Source organism: Marinobacter panjinensis (assembly GCF_005298175.1).
GTDB classification, from domain to species: domain Bacteria; phylum Pseudomonadota; class Gammaproteobacteria; order Pseudomonadales; family Oleiphilaceae; genus Marinobacter; species Marinobacter panjinensis.
Genome location: NZ_SZYH01000001.1, coordinates 3,228,439 through 3,248,855, shown reverse-complemented (window position 1 = coordinate 3,248,855; position 20,417 = coordinate 3,228,439). Strand labels below are relative to the sequence as shown.

Genomic DNA, 20,417 nt, shown 5'->3' with positions numbered 1-20,417 from the left:
AAGGTGCCAGGTGAAAAAAGGGGGAACTTACCAGTACGGGAGACAACATCCTTGAAAACACACTATAGCAAACTCATGCAAGCAAGAGATGACGGTGCCATAATTATCGGCGACGATTTGTTTCGCCATGGGATTTCACCGGGCGTTAAGTATTTTCAGGGAGAAACTGTGAGTAAGCAATGCTGACGGCAGTCGCTTTCAAGGCTTTGGTAATTTGGGTTGGCGTCCTGTTTCTGGCTATTGCCAACGGAGTGCTGCGTGAATCGGTGCTTGTACCAGGGTTCGGAACTCCGACAGCACTCGTGCTTAGCGGTTTGCTGCTCTCCGCCTTAATCATTGGCGTGGCGTACTTTGCCCTTCCATGGCTGCATATTCGTCGCCCCCTCGCGCTCTGGATTGTCGGCCTGGGGTGGCTCGTTCTTACACTCGTTTTCGAGTTTTCATTCGGGCTGTGGCAAGGCAAGTCGTGGTCGGAGTTGCTTGAGGCCTACACATTCAAGGGTGGCAACATCTGGCCTGTGGTTCTTGCAGCAACGGCCCTTGCACCCTACATCGCTGCCAAGCTGAGAGGGTGGGTGTAATGCACCAAGCCCCCGTACTACGCAGTAATCTTCAGTAGCCACCGCACAGACGGCGACAACGGCTACGTCGAACTGGTCAAACTTTGACCACTCCGCAGTAAGAACTAGACTAACTAATGACTCTGATGTTCGCTGGAGAGTCTTGTCCCCGGTGTGGTGTACAAGACAATTTTGCTGGATGCACACAAAACCGGGGCAGGTTCAGCGCCGGCCTCGTCTGGCGCTGTAAGCCATGGTTTAGCGCTCAAAAAGGAACTTTAAAATGGCCAGCAAAGATAAAGCGAACGAAGAATCCCCTCTCTCTGCCTCCGAGGTTGCCGAACGTTTCGACAAAAATCCGAAGGGCAAAATACCAAAAGATCTGCAGTCCATGCTGCTGCCGGAACTAAAGCCCTACAAGCATAAAGGGCTTGATGCCGAACGGGATGCGCAGGCTGACGCAACACCTACCGCGCCAATGATTCCCAGGTGGTTTGGGGTAAGCGCCCTACCCTGCAGGGAGAAACCGCTAAAACCGCCTCGTGTTCTTCTGAATGGAAAAGATCTACGGCCTCTGACTGTGTTTAATCCGGAGGACCGCAGAATTTACAACGACATCAGCTATCCATGGGGAACCATTTGCAAGGTCCTGACCTCGTCCGGCACCGGATCGGGCGTCATTGTTGGCCCCAGGCATGTACTGACGGCAAGTCATGTCGTTGACTGGAGTTCAAATGGCGCAGGCACCGTTGAGGTTCATCGATCCGGCGGTTCAGTCCGTGCCGTCACCGCCATCACCAGAGTCTGGTTTTATACCAAGGTGACCGGCAGCGTTAGCTGGTTCGAACTCGACGAGGACTATGCGGTTCTGGTCACGGCTGATCGTATCGGCGATCTGTTTGGATGGATGGGCACGCGGACGTACAACAGTTCGTGGGATGACGAACCTTACTGGTTCAATATCGGCTATCCCGGCAGTATTGGCAGCGCCTTGCGCCCGACCTTTCAGCGCGACAAGAAGCTGAATGAGCCCTGGTATGATCTCGGCCCCGCTCGGTCCATGGAGACGCATGCGGACCTTACACCGGGAAATTCCGGAGGCCCGATGTTCGCTTTCTGGAGCGACGGCCCCTATGTTGTGGCGGTGGTATCGGCTGAAGATACAGACGAAAACTGGTGCGCTGGTGGTTCCTGGTTAACCAATCTGGTGCGCCATGCTAGGGATCAGGATGCGTAACCAGTAACTGAAGGCCATTATCCGGAAGCGGTGTTAACGGAGGGCCAGGTTTGGCCCTTCGTAGCTGTCACTGCCATGCAAGGATGGTAGCACTATTGGTGTAACCATCCCCCCATATATTGGAAAACCTGAGAGAGCCTCAAGCCCAACGGCGCACCTAACACCAGCCGCGCAGGTGCATCGCCTCCTCAATCCGTTTGAGAGCATTAATCCACGCACCCAGCCTGATCGATTTCAAATGATGTTCAGCTGCGGCGTTCACGGCTTCCCGATAGCCTCTTGCCAACCGCTCCTGTCGCAAGCGGTTAATCGTATCGATATCCCAGTAATCATCGGAGAGGCCCTGACTGCGTTCCATCTGACACAAGTGCACACTGCCGGCATTAGCAAGCACATCCGGGACGATGGTTATGTCCCGTTCCAGCAGCATTGCTTCGGCTTTTACGGTCGTCGGCGCATTGGCAGCTTCGACTACCATCCGGGCCTGAATCCGGTCAGCATTGTCTGCGGTAATCACGCCCTGAACCGACGCAGGCACCAGCACGTCGCAGTCACATTCCAGCATCCCTTCGCTGGATATTGGCTCGCTGCCGGCAAAATCTGCAACTTTCCCCGTGGCCCGTTTGTGCGCCAACAGGCCGGGAACATCAAGCCCATCATTCGCATAGACGCCGCCTCGGCTATCGCTCACTGCCACAACATTACAGCCGGCTTCGTAGAACATGCCCGCCGCCACCGTCCCGACCTGGCCGAATCCCTGAATAGCGACACGGGTATTTTCGATTTCAAGGCCGGTCTGCTCCGCAGCCTCTCTGAACACGTCGAAAACACCACTGCCGGTCGCTTCGTAGCCACCCTGCGACCCGCCGAGAATGGGCGGCTTGTCATTGACCGCGGCCGGTTCATGGTAGCCAGTGATCGACTCAAATTCGTCCAGCATCCAGCTCATGGTTTGCAGGTCAGTGCCGATATCGGCACCGGGTACATCGTACGCCTGCCCTCTCGGGCGCAGGTAGCGGATATAGGCACGGCAAAGTGACTCGAACTCCCGGTCGCTTAATTCACGGGGGTCGGCCACGATGCCCCCTTTGCCACCACCGGCGGGGATTCGCCCAGCCGCGTGTTTGATCGACATGATCAATGCGAGGGATTTCACCTCATCGAGGTCGAGATCAGCAGAAATACGCGTCCCGTCGCGGCTAGGTCCAAGCGCATCGTTGTAACGAACACGGTGAGCATCAAACACACGAAAACTGCCATCGTCCATTTTCATCGGAATACGAAACGTCATCACGCGCGCGGGTGCAGCGAGAAACTCAACCACATTGGGGTCAATCCTACCGAGACGGCCGGCCTCACGAAGAATCTGCCCGCTTTCGTCCAGAAAGTTGTAATCCATCGCATTCACCATACATGCTGTGCAGGACAGGGAGACTACTTAACTTAAAACGTAGCAGTTACCGGCATTATTGTGGAATCGATTTGCACGCCGGCGTTCAGGATGCGGGAGGCTTCGCCGGCGAGAATGGCTCGATTGAAGGCGTGAATGAACACTGGTTCAGGGATTTGGCTCATGCCCGGGAAATCATCGGTAATTGGCGACGAGACGATAATGAAAGCCGGCCCCATTCAGCTTTGAGCTACCAGACACCACTGGAGTTTGCCGCTGACTATCGAACTACGGGCTGGCGCGGCTGCCAACTAATAAGAACAACACCATCAAATGTTCGTTGTCGCACAGATGGACGCCGGTCGCTGATGATAGAGAAGGATTAGCGGTCAGTTGAGAACAACCTCGGATATCGTGGGGATCTTTGAGGAAGCACTCTCCAGTACATCAGTGCTGGCAGTGATATCGACGGAATACTTAGGATTGCATATCCTGACATGCTTTACTGGCCCCATATTTATTGGGTTTCCGACCACTAAGCTATTTATGGCTAAAGAACCATGTAGGCACCCGCCAATGCATAACGGAAGAGATCCCTCGCTATGAAGCTGGCCCAATTTATCCAGACGAACATGGAGCGATTGCTCGAAGACTGGGAAGAAGCTGTGTTGGAAATCGCCCCGGAGCTGAAGGATGAAGATAGCCGCGCACTGAGGGATCATGCCCGTGAGATGCTGGATTTCATCACAGAAGACCTCTTAACCTTTCAAAGCAAGGAAGAGGTGGCACGCAAGGCCGTTGGCAAAGGCAAACACCTTGTTTCGCGGATCGGAGAAAAGCATGGTAAGGATCGTCTCCGGCAGGAAATGTCCATGCACCAGTTGGTGCAGGAACTCCGGGCCCTGCGGGCTCGGGTCACCAAGGCCTGGGGCGATGAGCAGGGAGGCCTCACCACAAAGGACATCGATGAATTGGTGCGATTCAACGAAGCCATCGACCAGTTGGTTGCCACCTCAATGTCGAGCTTCTCAGCTCTTAAAAATCAGGTAACGCGCCTGTTCGAAACCATGTTGAAAGCATCCCCTGACCCCGCCGCCGTATTCGAACCGGATGGTAAGTATCTGTTTCTCAACGATGCTATGGCCGGTCTGGTCGATGCAACGCATCGGGACGTTGTTGGTAAAACCCCGAAACAGCTGAATCTGGAGTTGGCCTCCGGAATACACGATGCAATCACCAAATCAGTTACTACTGGCCAGACTGAGCGTTGGGAGCATCGTCACTGTTTTCCATCAGGCGAAGAAGCGTATTTAGAGTGCCAATTTGTCCCGGTTTTTGACGACCAAAACGAGATTGAGGCGGTCGTGAAGACTTCTCGGAACATCACCGAACGCAAACAGGCAGAACATCAGATCTGGCGAAGCGCCAATTTTGATTTGCTCACCGGCCTCCCCAATCGACGGCTGTTCATTGATCGTCTCGAGCAGACCCTGCTGGAAGCCCAACGGGTGGGCAGCTCCTTTGCCTTGCTATTCGTCGACCTGGATGGTTTCAAACAAGCCAACGACCAGCTAGGCCACAAGGCAGGTGACCAGCTGCTGGCGATGGTGGCCGAACGGCTTGTCACCAGAGTCCGGGCCATGGATACGGTGGCCCGTCTTGGTGGAGACGAATTTACCCTGATCTTGAAGGAAACCGACAGGGAGGGTGCGGAAGAAGCCGCCAATGCACTTCTGACCAGCCTCGAACGGACTTTTGAGGTGGATTCTCACCGGGTACACATCTCTAGCAGCATCGGCCTGGCGGTCTTCCCTGGCGGCGGCACGGATGTGGACCAACTGATGCATAATGCCGATCATGCCATGTACGCTGCCAAAGAGCAGGGAGGCCAGCAGGTTCAGACCTACGATTCCTCGATGGCGCAAAGCAAAGCCGAGGATCTACGGTTGAGCAGAGAACTGGATGATGCCCTCAGCGAAAACCAACTGGAGGTTTATTATCAGCCGATTATCGATATCCGTACTGGAGCCATATACGGAGCAGAAGCTTTACTCCGATGGAATCATCCTCACAAGGGACTTTTGACTCCGACTACCTTTCTCAGCACCACTGAACAGCACCGCATGCCGGACGAGATCAACGGGTACGTACTGGAGCAAGCAGTGAAATGCCAGATCCGGTGGCGTGACCTGCGTGGAGAGGCCCTTCCGATCCACATTAACGAATCACCAACGACCTTTGTTACCCAAAACCTTGTGGACCAATGGCGAGCGCGGCTGACAAAAATTGGCCTTAACGAGAGCTGGATCACTATGGAACTGACCCCTGCCGCCTTTAACGTCATTCATGCCTCTGGGTTCAATCCAGGCAAGAGCCTGGGTTTGCCAGATGTGCGATTAAAATTGGCAATCAACGATTTTGGTATCGAACCGTTCTCGCTATTGGCTCTTCAGGAGTTCGAGATGGACAGCGTCAAGATAGACAGAGAACTGATCAAGGACGCTGGCCAGGGTGAAAAACCCGATCGCATACTGAAAGGCATAATCGCTATGGCTCACGCGATAGACGTCCATGTGATTGCAGTGGGCGTTGAAACGGACGAGCAGTTGCAATTCCTCTCCCGTGCCGGCTGTGACTATGCCCAGGGTTTCCTGTTCTCTAAGCCCCTGCGCCAGGATGATTTCGAGGAATTACTAAAACGGGACCGCCAGAAAACGCATTAAACCAACACTGGAAGCTTCACAAGGCTGCTGCGCGAGCAGCCTGGGAATTTGTAAACCGCAGCGAGCATTTAGGCTCATCTATCGACGTTGACGCCCAGGAGCCGGATTTTTCTGCCAATCAGCGGTAATAAAACGGGGTCAGGGTCAAATTAATTGCATATCGGACTTTCTTAGGCTAAATCAGGGGAAGCAGACCTCCCATCACAGACGCTTAGTGGACAAAATAATGATGACCCGACTGCCTTTATCCCTTGCCCTGGTGTCACTCGCGGTAACCGGATGTGCCTTCCAGGACAACATTCAAAGCGGCACCGATGACCCGTGCGCCACTCTGCAGAACATTGTGGCGGACTACCCGACAGAGTTTGAGGCCTTTCGGAAAGGCGGCACGAATTTCAGATCCTTGACCATCTACCGGGCGAAAGAAGAACTGATCCGGGGCCATTGTGAAGTCTGGGCCTGGGGCAACGGGGATTCCGCCTATGTCTGCACCGTCGGCGCCCCGGACCTTGATGTTGCAAACGCGCGCTACCACCAGGCCGTGGAAAAAGTGAAGGGGTGTCTCGGACCGGAATGGCAATCTGAAGAAAAGGAGCGCGAACGGGACGGCGAGGCCGCCGGCACAGTCACCCTCTTTCAGCATGAGGGTAAGAACCCACCCGTGGTTTCGGTGCACAGGGTGGAAGATCGCTCAAGCCAATCGGTTTATCTCTACATTGGCAGCTCCGGACGCAAGCTTTAACAGCTACGGCTGACGATGCTGTGGGACCGGCCCGCGAGGGGTACAATGCCATTGGAAATTACCTCCCAAAAGATCTAATTTTGTAGGCAGGGAGGTGACATGCCATGCGTCAGGAAACTGACCGGGAACCGGACGACAGCTTGCCGGAACACAGCGAAGGCATCCGGGTAGGCCGGGAGTTGCTCGCGGCCACGAAGCCTTATGTTGAAGAGTCTACTGCCAGAAGCTGGTGGCTCGTTGGCTCTACTTTTGTGTTAATGATTGCCGCACTGACGGCCGCCGGGCTGATCCAGTGGTGGCCCCTCAGGGTGGTGTTTTCGGTGTTAGGCGCCCTGCTGATGGTGCGCGCCTTCATCACCTTTCACGATTACCTGCACCGGGCGATTCTCCAGGACTCCCGCATTGCCTACTGGCTCTTCCATGGCTTTGGCGCCCTGATGCTGACACCAACACGCTCCTGGCTTGCCAGCCACAACTATCACCACGGCCATGTGGGCCAGATTTCGGATGCCAGTGTGGGTGCCTTTCCGCTGATAACGGCCCAGATGTGGCGGGAGTCAACGCCGTGGCAGCGGTTTACCTATCGCGCACAGCGCAATCCCCTGGTGGTGCTGTTGAGCTACCCCGTTGTGTTCGGTTTGAACATTACGCTCCTGCCGTTGCTGAAGAACCCCCGCAATCATATGGATTCCCTGACAGCACTGGTCAGTCATTTCGGTTTGATCGCCGTGCTGTGGTTGCTGGGCGGGTTCAGCCTGGTGTTCTTTGTCGTCCTGCTGCCCATCACCCTTGCCTCTGCGATGGGATGCTATCTGTTTTTTGCCCAGCACAGTTTCCGGCGCATGCTGATTGCTTCACCTGAAGCCTGGACCTATTACCGGGGGGCCATGGAGTCTTCCAGTTATATGCGGATGAACAAGGTCATGCAGTGGTTTACCGGGAATATTGGCTACCACCACATTCACCATCTCAACGTTCGTATTCCCTTCTACCGCCTTCCCGAAGTGATGGACGCGATACCGGAACTGCAATCACCGCTGGTAACGACCCTGGCACCCGGCGACATTGTTGACTGCTTCCGGTTTGCCCTTTGGGACGAGGACAAACAGCGCATGGTGTCCTACCGGGAGGCCAGCCCGGCCTGACGACAATGTCACGATTGCGGCGGTTGCCGCGACAGGGCGCGTATCTCACTGCGTAAAGCGCTCACCTCATCCCGGAGTGCGATCATTTGTTTGGCCCCGGCCAGTTCGGCGTCGTTACTCTCGGCGTCGCGACCCACGAAGAAGGTGGCCAGCGTCGCTGTCACGTAGCCGAAGACGCCGAAGGCATACAGCGCCAGGAACCCGCAAAGCACACGCCCCTCGGCGGTTTGCGGCCAGTACTCCGAGCCCATTGTCGCCATGATCATGGCCGTCCACCATAGCGACTCGCCGTAGCTGTCGAGGCCGCCGGGTATCTCGCTCTCGAACGCGTACATGCCGGCTGCGCCAGCGAAGGTGACCAGCACCGTCAGGGCGATCACATACCCGAAACCCCGTCGGCTCAAGCTGGCGCCCAGCGCCTTCATCCCACGGTTCAGCGAACTCACCACCCGCACCAGCCGCAACCCGCGCCCTGCCCTGGCCACGCGGAGCAACCGGAATACGCGAAAGATGCGGAAGATCCGCAGGGCGGGGAGCAGCAGGGCAATGGCGGTCAGCCAGTTACCCTTCATGTAGTCGGTCTTGTCCGGGGCCAGGACCAGCTTCACAATAAAATCGATAATGAAAACGACCCAGATAGTGGTGCCGAGATAATAAAACAGCGGGCTTTCACCCCGAACCAGCTCCACAATCAATAGCACCAGCCATACGAAGGCCAGAACCAGCATGGGCGTTTCCAGCCAGTCCTCCAGGCGCTGAAGCAGTTCGTATCGCTCCCGTTTCAGCTCCTCTTCGTCCTCGGGGTTTGTATCAGGGGTTTCTTGCTTGCTTTCCTTGCTCATCGGATGTCCTCCCGTTTGAACCGTCCCGGGAAGCCGGCGCCTGAATCAGCGCTTGTCAGCGTCCCGTCGCCATGCTTCACTTTCCAGACTCGCACCCGTGCCTCAACAGGAGACTACTTATGTCCAGCCCTGTCACTGTCAGTTCAATATTACCATCCGGTGCCCGGCGGCTGGGGCCGTTGCTGCTCAGCGTTGCGCTTCTGGGCGGGTGTTCCTCTCTGTACTACGACACCATGGAAAAATTCGGGTATGAAAAGCGCGACATCCTGGTAGACCGGGTGGAAGACGCGCGGGACAGCCAGAATGACGCCCAGGAAACCTTTCGCTCATCGCTGGAGCGCTTCCAGAGCGTGGTGGATACGCCGGATACCGAGCTCACGGAACGGTATGCCGAGATCAGCGATGCCTACGAAGACAGCCAGTCGAGCGCCGATGAAGTCCGCGACCGCATCGAGAAGGTGGAGGATGTTGCGGAAGATCTGTTCGATGAATGGGAGGATGAACTCGATAAATATGAGAGTGCCTCTCTGCGGCGCAGCAGCGAGCAGCAGCTTGATGAGACCCGCGCTCAGTACGGCCAGCTGATCCGCCGCATGCACGCGGCCGAAGAGCGCATGGACCCGGTGCTGCAGGCATTTCAGGATCAGGTGCTGTATCTCAAACATAACCTGAACGCCCAGGCGATCGGTGCCCTGGAGAACGAACTGGTGGATATCCGCCAGGACGTAGATGAGCTGATTCGCAATATGGAACAGTCGGTCGCGGAATCCGAGGCCTTTATCCGGCGCTTCCGCGAAGGCGGGTAACGAACAAATACCAGCAAGGAAACGATATGAACAGCGACCCGGTACTCTTTGCCCTGGAAGGTAGTCAGGCGTTTGGCCATGCCGTTGCCTCACAGCTCGGGGTGAATCTGGCCGACATTGAGGATCGCGCCTTTGAAGATGGCGAACACAAGTCCCGGCCACAGCAGAGTTTGCGGGGCCGGGACGTTTACGTTCTTCACACCCTGTTTGGCGAGAACAGTTTGAGCGTCAACGACAAGTTGCTGCGCCTGCTGTTTTTCATTGCCACCATCAAAGATGCCGGCGCGAAGCGCGTCACTGCGTTGGTGCCGTATCTGGCCTATGCCCGTAAGGACCGTCGTTCCAAGAGTCAGGACCCGGTCACTACACGCTACGTGGCGCAACTGTTCGAAGCCATGGGCGTGGACTGCGTGGTGGCACTGGAAGTTCACAACCAGGGCGCATTCGACAACGCCTTCCGCTGCCGGACGGTGCACCTGGAAGCCCGCAGCCTGTTCGTCAACGCAATCATGGACCGTATCGGTAACGAGGATGTCGTTATTGTTTCCCCGGACGCCGGTGGCACCAAACGCGTGGACCGGTTCCGGGATGCCTGGGCCGATACCACTGGCGAACAGCCACCCACCGCCTTCCTGGAAAAGCGGCGAAGCGAAGGCAAAATCACCGGCGATGCCGTAGTAGGGGATATGACAGGCAAGGTTGCCATCATCGTCGACGATATGGTGGCCAGCGGCACCACCCTGCTGCGCGCCGCCGAGGCCTGCAAGAACAAGGGCGCCACCAAAGTGTTCGGGGTCATCACCCATGCCCTGTTCGGGCCGGGTTCGGACCAACTTTACCGCGCGGGGGCCATGGATCAGCTTTTCATTACAGACAGCGTGACACCGCAGCAGGAACCGGAGGAACAGGGCCAGGTCACCACCATTGCTGTGGCTGGACTGTTTGCACAGGCGGTTCGGGAGCTGCATACGGACTGAGTACGCTAAACAGGTAGCCAGCATGCCCACACAAAAACGTTCTCATCCACGAGGAGCGCCCAACAGGTGAAGGACTCGAAAACGTTCTGGGACAAGACTGCACGCCGCTATGCGAAAAGCCCGGTGCGGGATGTCGACACCTATCAGAAGAAACTGGCCATTACGCAAGGGTACTTCCGGCCAGACTGGTCAGTACTGGAATTCGGCTGTGGCACCGGCAGCACCGCCCTTACTCATGCGCCCTACGTGAAAGAAATTCTCGCTACCGACATATCCGGCAAGATGCTGGATATAGCCGCGCAGAAGGCCCGCGATGCCGGCGTTGAGAATGTACGCTTTCAGCAGGGAACGCTGGAGAGTCTGGAGTTGGAGCCGGAAAGCTTTGATGCCGTATTGGGGCTGAACATCCTGCATCTGCTGGAAAATGCAGAAGTGGCAGTTTCCCGCGTTTACGAGGTGCTGAGGCCGGGCGGCATTTTTGTTTCCAGTACCGCGCTGGTGGCCGACCTTCTGGTTCTCTGGCGGCTGCTGATTCCGGCCATGCAGATGGTGGGGCTGGCTCCGTTTGTGAATCGCTTTAACCGGGACACGCTGGTATCGATGCTGACCAACGCTGGTTTCAGCATCGAATACGAGTGGCAGCCAAATAAGACATCGGTGTTTCTCGTTGCCCGGAAGTGACACCGGCAACGGTCACCCCGGTTGCCTCACTGAACCGGCTGGCAACCGCGCACCGCAAGCGCAAGATCAGTGGTCGCCTTGATCTGATCGTAATACCTGGCGGCAGTCTGTACGCCCATATCAGCGTAGCTGCCAGCGGTGGGGCTGATCAGCTGGGCCAGTTGAGTCCAGGTCTCGGCAGATTGACGGTCCTGTTTATAGGCGGAAAAAGCCTGATAGATATTGCTGCAAGTAACGCCTTCGCCGCTAGTGGCAGCTGATGAGACGTGGGATGAGGTCTGACAGCCGGTCAATGCAGCCACTGCCAGAAAGAGCATAAGACTTTTCAGTTTCACAGATTGGATCTCCCAGGATTCAATGGCGTTTGTTACAGATGTGAGGCGGGCATGTTGTAACACATCCCGCTCCGAAGCGAGGAAAATAAAACGATTCCTGCTACTGTGAGCTTTGGCTCACGAGGATTTTTTTATGACCGAAGCACCTCAAAAACAGTCCAGAAAATTCGGCAGCACCCTGCCGACAATACCTCCACTGGACCCTGGCCGTGTTTCGCTGATTGAGAAGGAGGGGTTGACGGTCAAACAACTGGAACCTCTTGGCGTTGAGATATACGGTGCTGATGTTCGTTCCAGGCTCCCCGAGCCTGTCATCGAGGCTTTGGAAGTGGAAATGGCGAATCGGGGATTCATCGTCTTTAAACACCAAACCGGTCTTTCAGCTGATGAACTGGTTGAGGCGAGCAAATGGTGGGGCGCTCACCAGATTCATTCTACCCATGGTGTCCACCCTGCAACGCCCGGAAGGAACAGGCATATCTTCCGTTGCTCCAATGACAGCCGTCAGGGAATCCTTGGTGTTGGCCCTCAGTGGCACAACGATGGCAGTTTTGAAGCAGCTACGTTTTCCCATTCAGCGTACTACATGGCGCGAGCGCCTGAACACGGGGGTGGTACGCATTTCGCTCATCAGGGAGCGGCTTTTGACGTACTGCCGGAGGAAAAACAGGAGTTTTGGGAACGCCTTGTCTCCGTCAACTCCGCTTCCAGCGTGACTCATCCGGTCGTACACACGCACCCTGTTTCCGGACGAAAAAGTGTATGGCTTCACCTGGGGATGACCGGTGCCGTTATCGAGAGGTTGCCGGAAGATGATTTATCGATCGATACACTGAAGAAAGAACCAGCAACCGCAGATAAATTCCGTTTGCTGACGGAAGATGAAATGAAGCAGCTCTTCAATGACTATAACGATCTCATGAATGCCTCCTTCGAGAAGGGATACGGGATACGTTACCACTATGACACTGGCGACTTACTCTACATCGATAACTGGGCAGTCGCTCACAGGGCAGCGCCTGAAGCTCATCTGCCGGCTGAAAAACAGGGATTGAGGATCATGGATCGGGTCACTATCAAGTCGAAACAGGATCTGGCCCCTCACTTTGGATTGCCCCAGTATATTAATATCAACGGCCCTCATCCCTTCAATAAGGATGGCGTCTGGCTAGCCGGTGGTGTGGGATTTCGGTGGAAAGATGACATCCGTATGCAGAACTGATCTGTTATGAAAACCTGGATATTTCCTCGCACTGTCGATTTCCACTTCCGCTGGAAGACGTCATAGAGTGGGCAAAACAATGGCCGCGGGAAGATGCCGGCGGCAATGTCACCCTGGAGATGCGCCGGTATTTCACCCTTGAGGACTTCGAGCCCGGCGCTGCGCTTGAAAAACACCGCGCTCACGGAAATCTGCCCCGTGAGAGTTAGATTGAACGCCTGAGGTAACGCCGGTACTGCGGGCGCCAGAAATTGCGTTCTATGGTCCGGCGAATGGTGTCTTCATCAGAACGCAGGGCAACAACGCCATCTTCCTGTGCCTGCCTGGCCACATCGAAGGCAATGTTGCGGCTGATTTCCTGAATACGGGCCAGGTCCGGCAACAACCGCTCGCCGGTCTGCTGGACGATGGGGGCCTGTCTCGCCAGCGCATCCGAGGCAGCCATCAACATGGTGTCGGTCACCCGGGAGGCACCAGCGGCGATAACCCCGAGGCCAATGCCCGGAAAGATATAGGCGTTGTTGCACTGGGCGATGGGATAGGTCTTGCCGTTCAGCTCCACCGGTTTGAACGGACTGCCGGCGGCCACCAGAGCTTCACCATTGGTCCAGGCCAGAATGTCGGCGGGTGTGGCCTCCACCCGGGACGTGGGGTTCGAAAGCGGCATCACCAGCGGCTGCGAACAGCCGGCATGCATTGATCTGATCACTTCCTCTGTAAACAGGCCACGTTGGCCGGAGACGCCGATCAGCACCGTGGGCTTCACCTGTTTCACCACATCGAGCAATTCCCGGCCCGACCAGTCTTTTATGCGGGCCGAATCCTGGGCAAGCGCCGACTGGAAATCCTGCAGACCCTTGCTGTCGCTGGTCAGCAGCCCGTCCCGGTCGACCATGTATATACGTTCGCGTGCTTCCCGCTCGGACAAACCTTCATTGGTCATCGCCACGATGATCTGTTCGGCGATGCCACAGCCGGCAGACCCTGCGCCGAGGAAGGCGACGGTCTGCTCACTGACCTTTTCGTCCTTTGTTTTACAGGCGGCCAACAGCGTGGCCAGGCAAACCGAAGCGGTGCCCTGAATATCGTCATTGAAGCAGCAGGCAGTATCCCGATATTGATTCAGCAGGCGCATCGCGTTGTTCTGGGCAAAGTCCTCGAACTGCACCAGAACATTGGGCCAGCGTCGCTTCACAGCCTCCAGGAACTGGGCCACGAAGGCGTCGTATTCTTTCTGACCAATGCGTTTGTGGCGCCATCCCATGTACATCGGGTTATCCAGCAGAGCCTGATTATTGGTGCCAACATCAAGCATGATGGGCAGCGTATTGGCCGGGCTGATGCCACCACAGGCGGTGTACAGCGACAACTTTCCGATGGGAATGCCCATGCCGCCAATGCCCTGGTCCCCCAGGCCCAGAATACGCTCACCGTCGGTGACGACGATAACTTTCACTTTCTCCTTGGTGGCGCTTCGAAGGAGGTAGTCCATATGCTCCCGGTCGGGCCAGGACACGAACAGGCCCCGATGGTTGCGGTAGATGTTGGAGAATTCCTCACACGCCTCGCCCACCGTCGGGGTGTAGATGATCGGAAGCATTTCTTCCAGATGATCTTCCAGCAGGCGGTAGAACAAGGTCTCGTTGTCGTCCTGAATCGCTCGCAATGTGATGTGCCGGTCGAGATCGTTCTGGCATAACTGATACTGCCTGAAGGCGCGTTCCGCCTGTTCTTCGATGGTCTCCACCTTCTGCGGGAGAAGTCCGATCAGGTTGAAATCCACGCGCTCCCTCTGCGTGAAGGCACTGCCCTTGTTCAACAGTGGCATCTCCAGCAAGCTTGGGCCGGCGTAAGGTATGTACAGGGGGCGTTTTTCCATAGTGCTCATATTCACCTCGTAACTCGGGCGGCGTATAAAAGAAGCGGGGTCAGGATTGTGTCGTTCATGGAAAACGTCGTTGTATAAGAATAGTCGCTAATGTCGACTTCAGCCTGATCCAGAGCGCACTGTCGATTATCAGGCGTCCCGAACGACTAGCGGGTGGGGGAGCATCAACAAGAGGGGGATGAGGTGATTTTCGGGCCGGGGTCGTGTTTCATTCGCAAACCGTGGGATTGTCTATAGTAGTAGTAAGGGAATATTACTGAAGGGAGGTCAACGCCATGAAACGCATCGCGATCTGCTTTGATGGCACCTGGAACCGGCCAGAAGTAAACATTGGCGAAGAATTTCCCACCAACGTCCTGCAGTTCGCCCGCGCCATTCGGCCTACGGATGGCAACGGCGTTGAACAGGTGGTTTTCTATGACTGGGGCATTGGCTCCTATCACGATGAGCTCCTCGCCGGCGCCACCGGCCACGGTCTCGAAAAGAACGTGATGGACGGCTACCGCTTTCTGGTCCACAACTACGAACCCGGCGACAACATCTTCCTGTTCGGCTTCAGCCGCGGCGCCTACACCGCCCGCAGCCTGTGCGGCATGATCAACAACTGCAGTATTCTGCGAAAAGAAAACGCCTACCTGATCCAGAACGCGTTCAGGCTCTACAAAATCAAGAAGCACAAGGCCAACAGCGACCACGCCATGAAGTGGAAGCAGCAGTTCTCCGTTGAAGAACGCACCCCGATCGAGTTCGTGGGTGTGTGGGACACCGTCGGCGCTCTGGGCCTGCCCTTTACCTTCTTCGGCCTGATCAAAGACCAGGACCTGTTTTACGACCGGGAGATCGGCAGCAACATCAGAACGGCACGGCACGCCCTGTCCCTGGACGAACACCGGGAGGATTTCGAGCCGACTCTCTGGGAGCCCCGCGCCGGAACGGACATCGAGCAGGTCTGGTTCGCCGGTGTCCATTCTGATGTCGGCGGCGGCTATGGCCCGGACAAACAGGGCCACATTCTGGCCGACATTCCCTTGCTGTGGATGGCAAATGAAGCGAAAAAGCAAAAGCTGGTGTTCAACGATACCCTGCCAACCACTACTCACACCAATGCCGAGCAGCACAACGAGTACAAGGGCAAATACCGGTTACTGGGAAAGCGGGTGCGGGAGATCCCCCCACTGAACGAGATCCGAACCTGGGTGCATGCCAGCGTAAGAGCGCGGTACAACAGCGGGTACCAGAGTGAGCCGATCGAGCGGTTTGCGGAACGCAACGGGGAGTGGCCGCCCATCTGGCCTGAGTGATTTCAGGCCAGGCGAGCAGCCTGGTCCCCGCTGTTACGGCGCCAGCTTTCGCTTCAACGCCCTGGTAACCGACAATGGCAGGCTCGGCAGCGCCCGCAGCATCCACGGCAGTATCCGGCGCTTCACGCCGCTCAGTGACTCCGGAATCATCACTTCGATCAGGTGTGGCCCCGGCATGCTCAGGGCATACTCCATGGCTTTTGCCATATCTTCGGCAGTATCGACTCTCACTCCGTGCACACCCATGCCCTGGGCCATTTCGGCGAAGTTGAGCACCGGGCCGCGCAAATCCAGTTGTGACTTGGCCTTGGCGCCCGCCTGTTCGGCCCCGACCCGATCCAGCTCGATGCTCAGCACCGAGTAGGACGCGTTGTTGAAGATGACGGTGGTGACGTTGAGATGCTCACGGGCCATGGTCCACAGGGCCTGGATGGTGTACATCGCGGTACCGTCGCCGATCAGCGCCAATACGGGCCGGTCGGGGCAGGCAACGGCGGCACCGACGGCATTGGGCAGGCCCTGTCCGATGGCACCACCGGTGAGGGTGATGAGATCGTGCCGCGGTGCTCCTTCGGTCATCACCGATAGCATAAGGCTGGAGGTAATGCCTTCGTCCACAATGATGGCGTTGTCGGGCATCAGGTGGCCCACCGCTTTGCAGACCTTTTCTGCGGTGAGTTTCCCTCTTGGCCGGTCGGGTCTTTTTGCCGGTTGCAGCCTGGGTTCAGCCTGGCTGGCGCCCAGGGCTTCATTGAGTTTGTGCAGGCTCCCGATTATGTCCTGATCCGGCGCCGCAAGGGTGTGAACCTCGCAGGTATCGGGTACCAGATAGCTTTGTTTGCCGGGGTAAGCGAAGAAGGAAACGGGGGCCTTGGCGTCTACCAGGATGAGGTGTTCAATGTCCGTCAGTTGCACCGTGGCCAGTTCTGCCAGGTACGCCAGGCGCTCTACCGGCGGCAGGCCCGCGCCCCTTTCCATGCGGGTCGGGAAGGTTTCTGCCATCAGTATGACCCCGCTGTGGGCGGCAAGCTTCGCTGCAGCCAGCAGGCTGGGTTCCCGCAATGAATGCCCACCCATCAGCAGGGCGGTTTTCTTGCCGGAGCGGATGGCTGAGGCCATGGCGTCAACGGTGGCATCGTCCGCTGGTGTTGGCGTGGGCGGCACTACAGGCGCGCTGGGCACTCCTCCCTCACCCCAGGACACGTCCGCCGGCAGAATCAGTGTCGCGACCTGGCCGGGTGCGCTGCGTGCGGCCGCAATGGCCTCGGCGGCGTCCTGGCAAAGCGTTTCTGTGCTCTTGGCGGTGCGCACAAAACCCGGGGAGACGTTGCGGGCGACGGTTTCGATATCAGACTGCAACTGGGCGTCGTATTTCACGTGGTAGGTGGCGTGGTCGCCGACAATATTCACTACCGGCACCTTGCCCTTACGGGCGTTGTGCAGGTTGGCCAGCCCGTTGCCCAGCCCACAACCCAGGTGCAGCAAGGTGGCCGCAGGCTTGTCTGCCATGCGGGCATAACCATCCGCTGCGCCGGTAGCCACGCCTTCGAACAGAGCCAGCACTGCTCGCATACGGGGTTCGTCGTCCAGGGCTGCCACGAAATGCATTTCACTGGTGCCGGGGTTGCTGAAGCAGACTTCGACACCGGCATCCACCAGTGTTTTCATCAGAGCTTGTGCGCCGTTAGTCATTGTCATTCTCCAGCCTTCGGGAGTTCATGTTTATGGGGCCTGTCCAGTTGGTCAGTGCCAATATCGGCAATGCGGGTTACGCCAGTCAGGGTCATTGCCAGCCGCAACTCCTGCTGCCAGCGTCTCAGTAGTCTGGTCAGCCCGGCCTCGCCGCCACCGGCCAGTGCGTACGCCCAGGGGCGGCCGATCATCACGCCGTGGGCGCCCAGTGCCAGGGCACGAAACACATCGGTACCACTGCGAACGCCGCCATCCACGAGGATTTCGGTCTGTGAACCGACGGCAGCGACGATATCCGGCAGCTTGCCAGCGCCCGAGGCAACACCGTCCAGCTGACGGCCGCCGTGGTTGGACACGACTATTCCATCCGCCCCCACCTGCACTGCCAGGTGGGCGTCTTCCACATCAAGAATGCCTTTGAGCAGTAACTTGCCCTGCCAGTGCTGTCGTATCCATTCAATGTCTGCCCAGGTGACGGTGGGATCAAACTGGGTATCGATCCAGTCTTTGACCGCATCGAGGTTGCGTGCATCCGGCAGGGCATCACTGAGGTTGCCAAAGCTGAGAGGGCCACCGCGCACGGCGACGTTCCATAACCAGCCCGGACGTGACAGCAGTTGCTGGATTTTCAGTAGCTTGGAGCGCGGGCCGGTGCCGGCCAGACCATTGCGGAAGTCGCGATGGCGCATGCCGGGCAGTGGCAGGTCGACGGTAAACACGAGCGTGCGGCAGCCGGCTGACCAGGCTTTCTCCAGCAATGCTTTTACGCGGGCCCGGTCACGAATCATGTACAGCTGGAACCAGGCGGCCTCCGTGGTGGCAGCCTGGACTTCTTCCACCGGACAAATACCCACCGTGGACAGGGTGAAGGGGATGCCGGCGGCGTTGGCGGCGCGTACCGCCTGAACTTCGCCACGCTGTGCCATCATGCCTGCCAGCCCCAGGGGTGCCAGCACCACCGGCATGGAGCAGGGCTGCCCTGCCAGGGTGACCGTCGTATCCACTTGATCAACATTGACCAGAACCCGCTGGCGCAGGTGTATGTTGGCCCAGTCGGCTTCGTTGGCGCGGAGGGTCTGCTCGTTGGTCGCGCCGCCGTCCAGGTAATCGAAGAGGAACCCGGGCAGGCGGGCGCGGGCCTTTTCACGGTAGTCGTCGGCGGTGGCCGGGTAGCCGAACTTCGGGGTCATGGGCGTCAGCCTCCTGCAACAATGGATCGCACCGCTGCCCGGGCGGTCATGATGCAGCCGGGCAGGAAAGTGCCTTCAAGGGAACGTTTGCCGTTGGCGCCACCGCCACCAAAGCCGGCGGCTTCGCCGACGCAGTACAGGCCCTCCACGGGAACGCCACCGGCATTGAGCACGCGGCTTTGCAGGTCGGTTTGCAGGCCGCCCAGGCTTTTGCGGGTGATCAGTTGCATGCGGATGGCAATGTAGGGCCCGGCGCCAGGCTTCTGCAGGGGCGCCGGTTTGCAGGTGCGCAGGCGGTCTGGCTTCCATTCCCGTGCGTGTTGGATCAGGCGGATCTGGGGGTCGTTGTGGAGCTGGGTGCCGGCGGCGAAGTTGGCATCGTAGGCATCCGCGGTGGCCTGGAGTGTGGCGGGATCAACGTCATGGGAACAGGTCAGCGCGTTCATTTTACCGGCCAGGTCATTCAGGCTGTCTGCCACCAGGAAGTCGCGGCTTTCCCGCTGCATCTGGCGAACCAGCGGGTGGTTGCCCAGCAGCAGCTCTTTTACAAACAGGGGGAACTGTTTGTCCCGTATGCGGGCATTGTGTTCGGCGCCGGAGATGGCAAATTCTTTGGCGGCGATGCGCCAGTTAAGCAGGTGCCAGGTCCAGGGTTTTTCCTGTTCGGCGACGCGCTGGCACAACCAGTGAGTGTCGAACCCCGTCACCAGGGGCTCCGGGCCGATGCGTTCGCCACGGTGATTCAGCCACAAGGCAGATTTGCAGGGAATGGTAGACAGACCGTGGCCGGGAAAGTGCGGGTAAGGATGCGGGAAGCCGGCCGCGTAGTTCCACATCTCCCCGGCGTGGGTGATCCGGCCACCGAGGCTGTCTGCAACCCAGTGGTGCATGCGGCCATCCGCGTAGGGATGTGCGCCGTTGAGCATGCTGGCTGGCAGGGCGCGGTTGCGGGGCCAGTTAGCACGGCATTCTTCATGGCTGCCATTGATGCCGCCAGTGGCCAGCACCACCGCCGATGCCGTCAGCCGGACCTCCACGCTGTTGGCCTCGTTGATTGCCAGGGCGCCGCAGACTTTGCCGCCTTCGTGGTCCAGTGCAACTATTCGGTGCTGATGCAGAACAGTGAGCTTGCCGGTGCCGTTTTCACGATGCAGTGCTTCCAGCAGGCAACGCACCAGCTCCCGGGCGGTGCCCCAGATGACATGGTAACGGGGCACACGATTGCCATCGCCGAAGCGGCCACGCTCCACCCAGTTGACCGCCGGCAGAAATTTGATGCCTTCGTCGCTCAGCCAGTCATAAACCTCCGAGCGGGAATGCTCGACGTAGTAGCGGGCCCATCGCAGCGGCCACTCATCACCCGAAGCCAGCTCACCGAAGCTAATCCAGTCAGCAAGCGCAATCTCCGGTGAATCGGTGATCTTCATGCGCTTCTGAAGGGGGGTGTCCACCAGCATCATGCCGCCAAAGGCCCAGAGTGCCAGGCCGCCCATACGCTCAGCGGTATCCCTGTCCGACAGGGTGACCGTCTTTCCGGCACGCAGGGCTTCGAGTGCCGTAACAATACCTGCCAGCCCTCCGCCAACCACCAGAACATCTGAATCAATCACCTTGACCATAGTGCACATCCGACCTGATTGAGCTCTGTTGTCAGTTTCCAAGATATACCGGTACCATGGTTTAAAA

General features: G+C 57.7%; 18 protein-coding genes and 1 pseudogene. 11 read left to right on the top strand and 8 right to left on the bottom strand.

What is annotated here, in order from left to right; all coding sequences use genetic code 11:
* The first annotated feature begins 179 nt into the window (after positions 1–179).
* Positions 180–581 (top strand): hypothetical protein, encoded by a 402-nt coding sequence (locus tag FDP08_RS14865; RefSeq protein ID WP_137436905.1) that lies wholly within the window; start codon positions 180–182, stop codon positions 579–581.
* A gap of 262 nt (positions 582–843) precedes the next feature.
* Positions 844–1,797 carry a trypsin-like serine peptidase gene (locus FDP08_RS14860; protein WP_137436904.1) on the top strand — a complete coding sequence of 318 codons (954 nt, stop codon included), beginning with the start codon at positions 844–846 and terminating at the stop codon, positions 1,795–1,797.
* A gap of 157 nt (positions 1,798–1,954) precedes the next feature.
* On the opposite strand, the gene FDP08_RS14855 is transcribed toward FDP08_RS14860, so the two are convergent.
* Both FDP08_RS14855 and FDP08_RS20585 read right to left on the bottom strand, forming a co-directional pair.
* A complete protein-coding gene (locus tag FDP08_RS14855; RefSeq protein WP_137436903.1) occupies positions 1,955–3,196 on the bottom strand; it encodes a Glu/Leu/Phe/Val family dehydrogenase in 1,242 nt (413 codons plus the stop codon).
* A gap of 44 nt (positions 3,197–3,240) precedes the next feature.
* Positions 3,241–3,372 carry a hypothetical protein gene (locus FDP08_RS20585; protein ID WP_257791960.1) on the bottom strand — a complete coding sequence of 44 codons (132 nt, stop codon included), beginning with the start codon at positions 3,370–3,372 and terminating at the stop codon, positions 3,241–3,243.
* On the opposite strand from FDP08_RS20585, the pseudogene FDP08_RS20515 reads away from it, so the two are divergent.
* From FDP08_RS20515 to FDP08_RS14835, 4 genes and pseudogenes are all read left to right on the top strand, one after another.
* Positions 3,334–3,480, top strand: a pseudogene (locus FDP08_RS20515) (integrase core domain-containing protein); the annotation flags it as partial. The gene FDP08_RS20585 and the pseudogene FDP08_RS20515 overlap by 39 nt on opposite strands.
* 309 nt (positions 3,481–3,789) lie before the next feature.
* Positions 3,790–5,910, top strand: a complete 2,121-nt coding sequence (locus FDP08_RS14845; protein WP_137436902.1) for an EAL domain-containing protein — start codon at positions 3,790–3,792, stop codon at positions 5,908–5,910.
* A 226-nt stretch (positions 5,911–6,136) separates the two neighbouring features.
* The gene (locus tag FDP08_RS14840) at positions 6,137–6,652 is read left to right on the top strand and encodes a hypothetical protein (protein WP_137436901.1); all 516 of its coding nucleotides are present in this window, start codon (positions 6,137–6,139) and stop codon (positions 6,650–6,652) included.
* A gap of 104 nt (positions 6,653–6,756) precedes the next feature.
* Entirely contained in the window at positions 6,757–7,797 is a 1,041-nt protein-coding gene (locus FDP08_RS14835) for a fatty acid desaturase family protein (RefSeq protein ID WP_137436900.1), read from the top strand.
* An 8-nt stretch (positions 7,798–7,805) separates the two neighbouring features.
* On the opposite strand, the gene FDP08_RS14830 is transcribed toward FDP08_RS14835, so the two are convergent.
* A complete protein-coding gene (locus tag FDP08_RS14830; protein WP_137436899.1) occupies positions 7,806–8,639 on the bottom strand; it encodes an ion transporter in 834 nt (277 codons plus the stop codon).
* 119 nt (positions 8,640–8,758) lie between these two features.
* On the opposite strand from FDP08_RS14830, the gene FDP08_RS14825 reads away from it, so the two are divergent.
* From FDP08_RS14825 to FDP08_RS14815, 3 genes are all read left to right on the top strand, one after another.
* Complete coding sequence (locus FDP08_RS14825; protein ID WP_137436898.1) at positions 8,759–9,445, top strand: DUF2959 domain-containing protein; 687 nt, start codon at positions 8,759–8,761, stop codon at positions 9,443–9,445.
* A gap of 26 nt (positions 9,446–9,471) precedes the next feature.
* Positions 9,472–10,422 carry a ribose-phosphate diphosphokinase gene (locus tag FDP08_RS14820; RefSeq protein ID WP_137436897.1) on the top strand — a complete coding sequence of 317 codons (951 nt, stop codon included), beginning with the start codon at positions 9,472–9,474 and terminating at the stop codon, positions 10,420–10,422.
* 66 nt (positions 10,423–10,488) lie between these two features.
* The gene (locus FDP08_RS14815) at positions 10,489–11,103 is read left to right on the top strand and encodes a class I SAM-dependent methyltransferase (protein ID WP_137436896.1); all 615 of its coding nucleotides are present in this window, start codon (positions 10,489–10,491) and stop codon (positions 11,101–11,103) included.
* 26 nt (positions 11,104–11,129) lie between these two features.
* Here the strand turns inward: FDP08_RS14815 and FDP08_RS14810 are convergent, their stop codons facing one another.
* Positions 11,130–11,438 (bottom strand): hypothetical protein, encoded by a 309-nt coding sequence (locus tag FDP08_RS14810; protein ID WP_137436895.1) that lies wholly within the window; start codon positions 11,436–11,438, stop codon positions 11,130–11,132.
* 133 nt (positions 11,439–11,571) lie between these two features.
* On the opposite strand from FDP08_RS14810, the gene FDP08_RS14805 reads away from it, so the two are divergent.
* Positions 11,572–12,660 carry a TauD/TfdA dioxygenase family protein gene (locus FDP08_RS14805; RefSeq protein ID WP_137436894.1) on the top strand — a complete coding sequence of 363 codons (1,089 nt, stop codon included), beginning with the start codon at positions 11,572–11,574 and terminating at the stop codon, positions 12,658–12,660.
* Positions 12,661–12,865: 205 nt separating this feature from the next.
* Here FDP08_RS14805 and FDP08_RS14800 read toward each other — a convergent pair whose 3' ends face one another.
* Entirely contained in the window at positions 12,866–14,548 is a 1,683-nt protein-coding gene (locus FDP08_RS14800; protein ID WP_137436893.1) for an NAD-dependent malic enzyme, read from the bottom strand.
* A 275-nt stretch (positions 14,549–14,823) separates the two neighbouring features.
* Here FDP08_RS14800 and FDP08_RS14795 point away from each other — a divergent pair, with 275 nt between their 5' ends.
* Positions 14,824–15,849, top strand: coding sequence for a DUF2235 domain-containing protein (locus FDP08_RS14795; RefSeq protein WP_137436892.1), 1,026 nt, complete (start codon positions 14,824–14,826; stop codon positions 15,847–15,849).
* 33 nt (positions 15,850–15,882) lie between these two features.
* On the opposite strand, the gene FDP08_RS14790 is transcribed toward FDP08_RS14795, so the two are convergent.
* Genes FDP08_RS14790 through FDP08_RS14780 form a run of 3 tightly spaced genes read right to left on the bottom strand, consistent with a single transcriptional unit; the run spans position 15,883 to position 20,350 of the window.
* Positions 15,883–17,541: an acetolactate synthase large subunit gene (locus FDP08_RS14790; protein WP_137436891.1), complete on the bottom strand. Its 1,659-nt coding sequence runs from the start codon at positions 17,539–17,541 to the stop codon at positions 15,883–15,885.
* 2 nt (positions 17,542–17,543) lie between these two features.
* Positions 17,544–18,731, bottom strand: a complete 1,188-nt coding sequence (locus FDP08_RS14785; RefSeq protein ID WP_137436890.1) for an L-lactate dehydrogenase — start codon at positions 18,729–18,731, stop codon at positions 17,544–17,546.
* Between the two features lie 5 nt (positions 18,732–18,736).
* A complete protein-coding gene (locus FDP08_RS14780) occupies positions 18,737–20,350 on the bottom strand; it encodes an FAD-binding protein (RefSeq protein ID WP_137436889.1) in 1,614 nt (537 codons plus the stop codon).
* Positions 20,351–20,417: the final 67 nt, after the last annotated feature.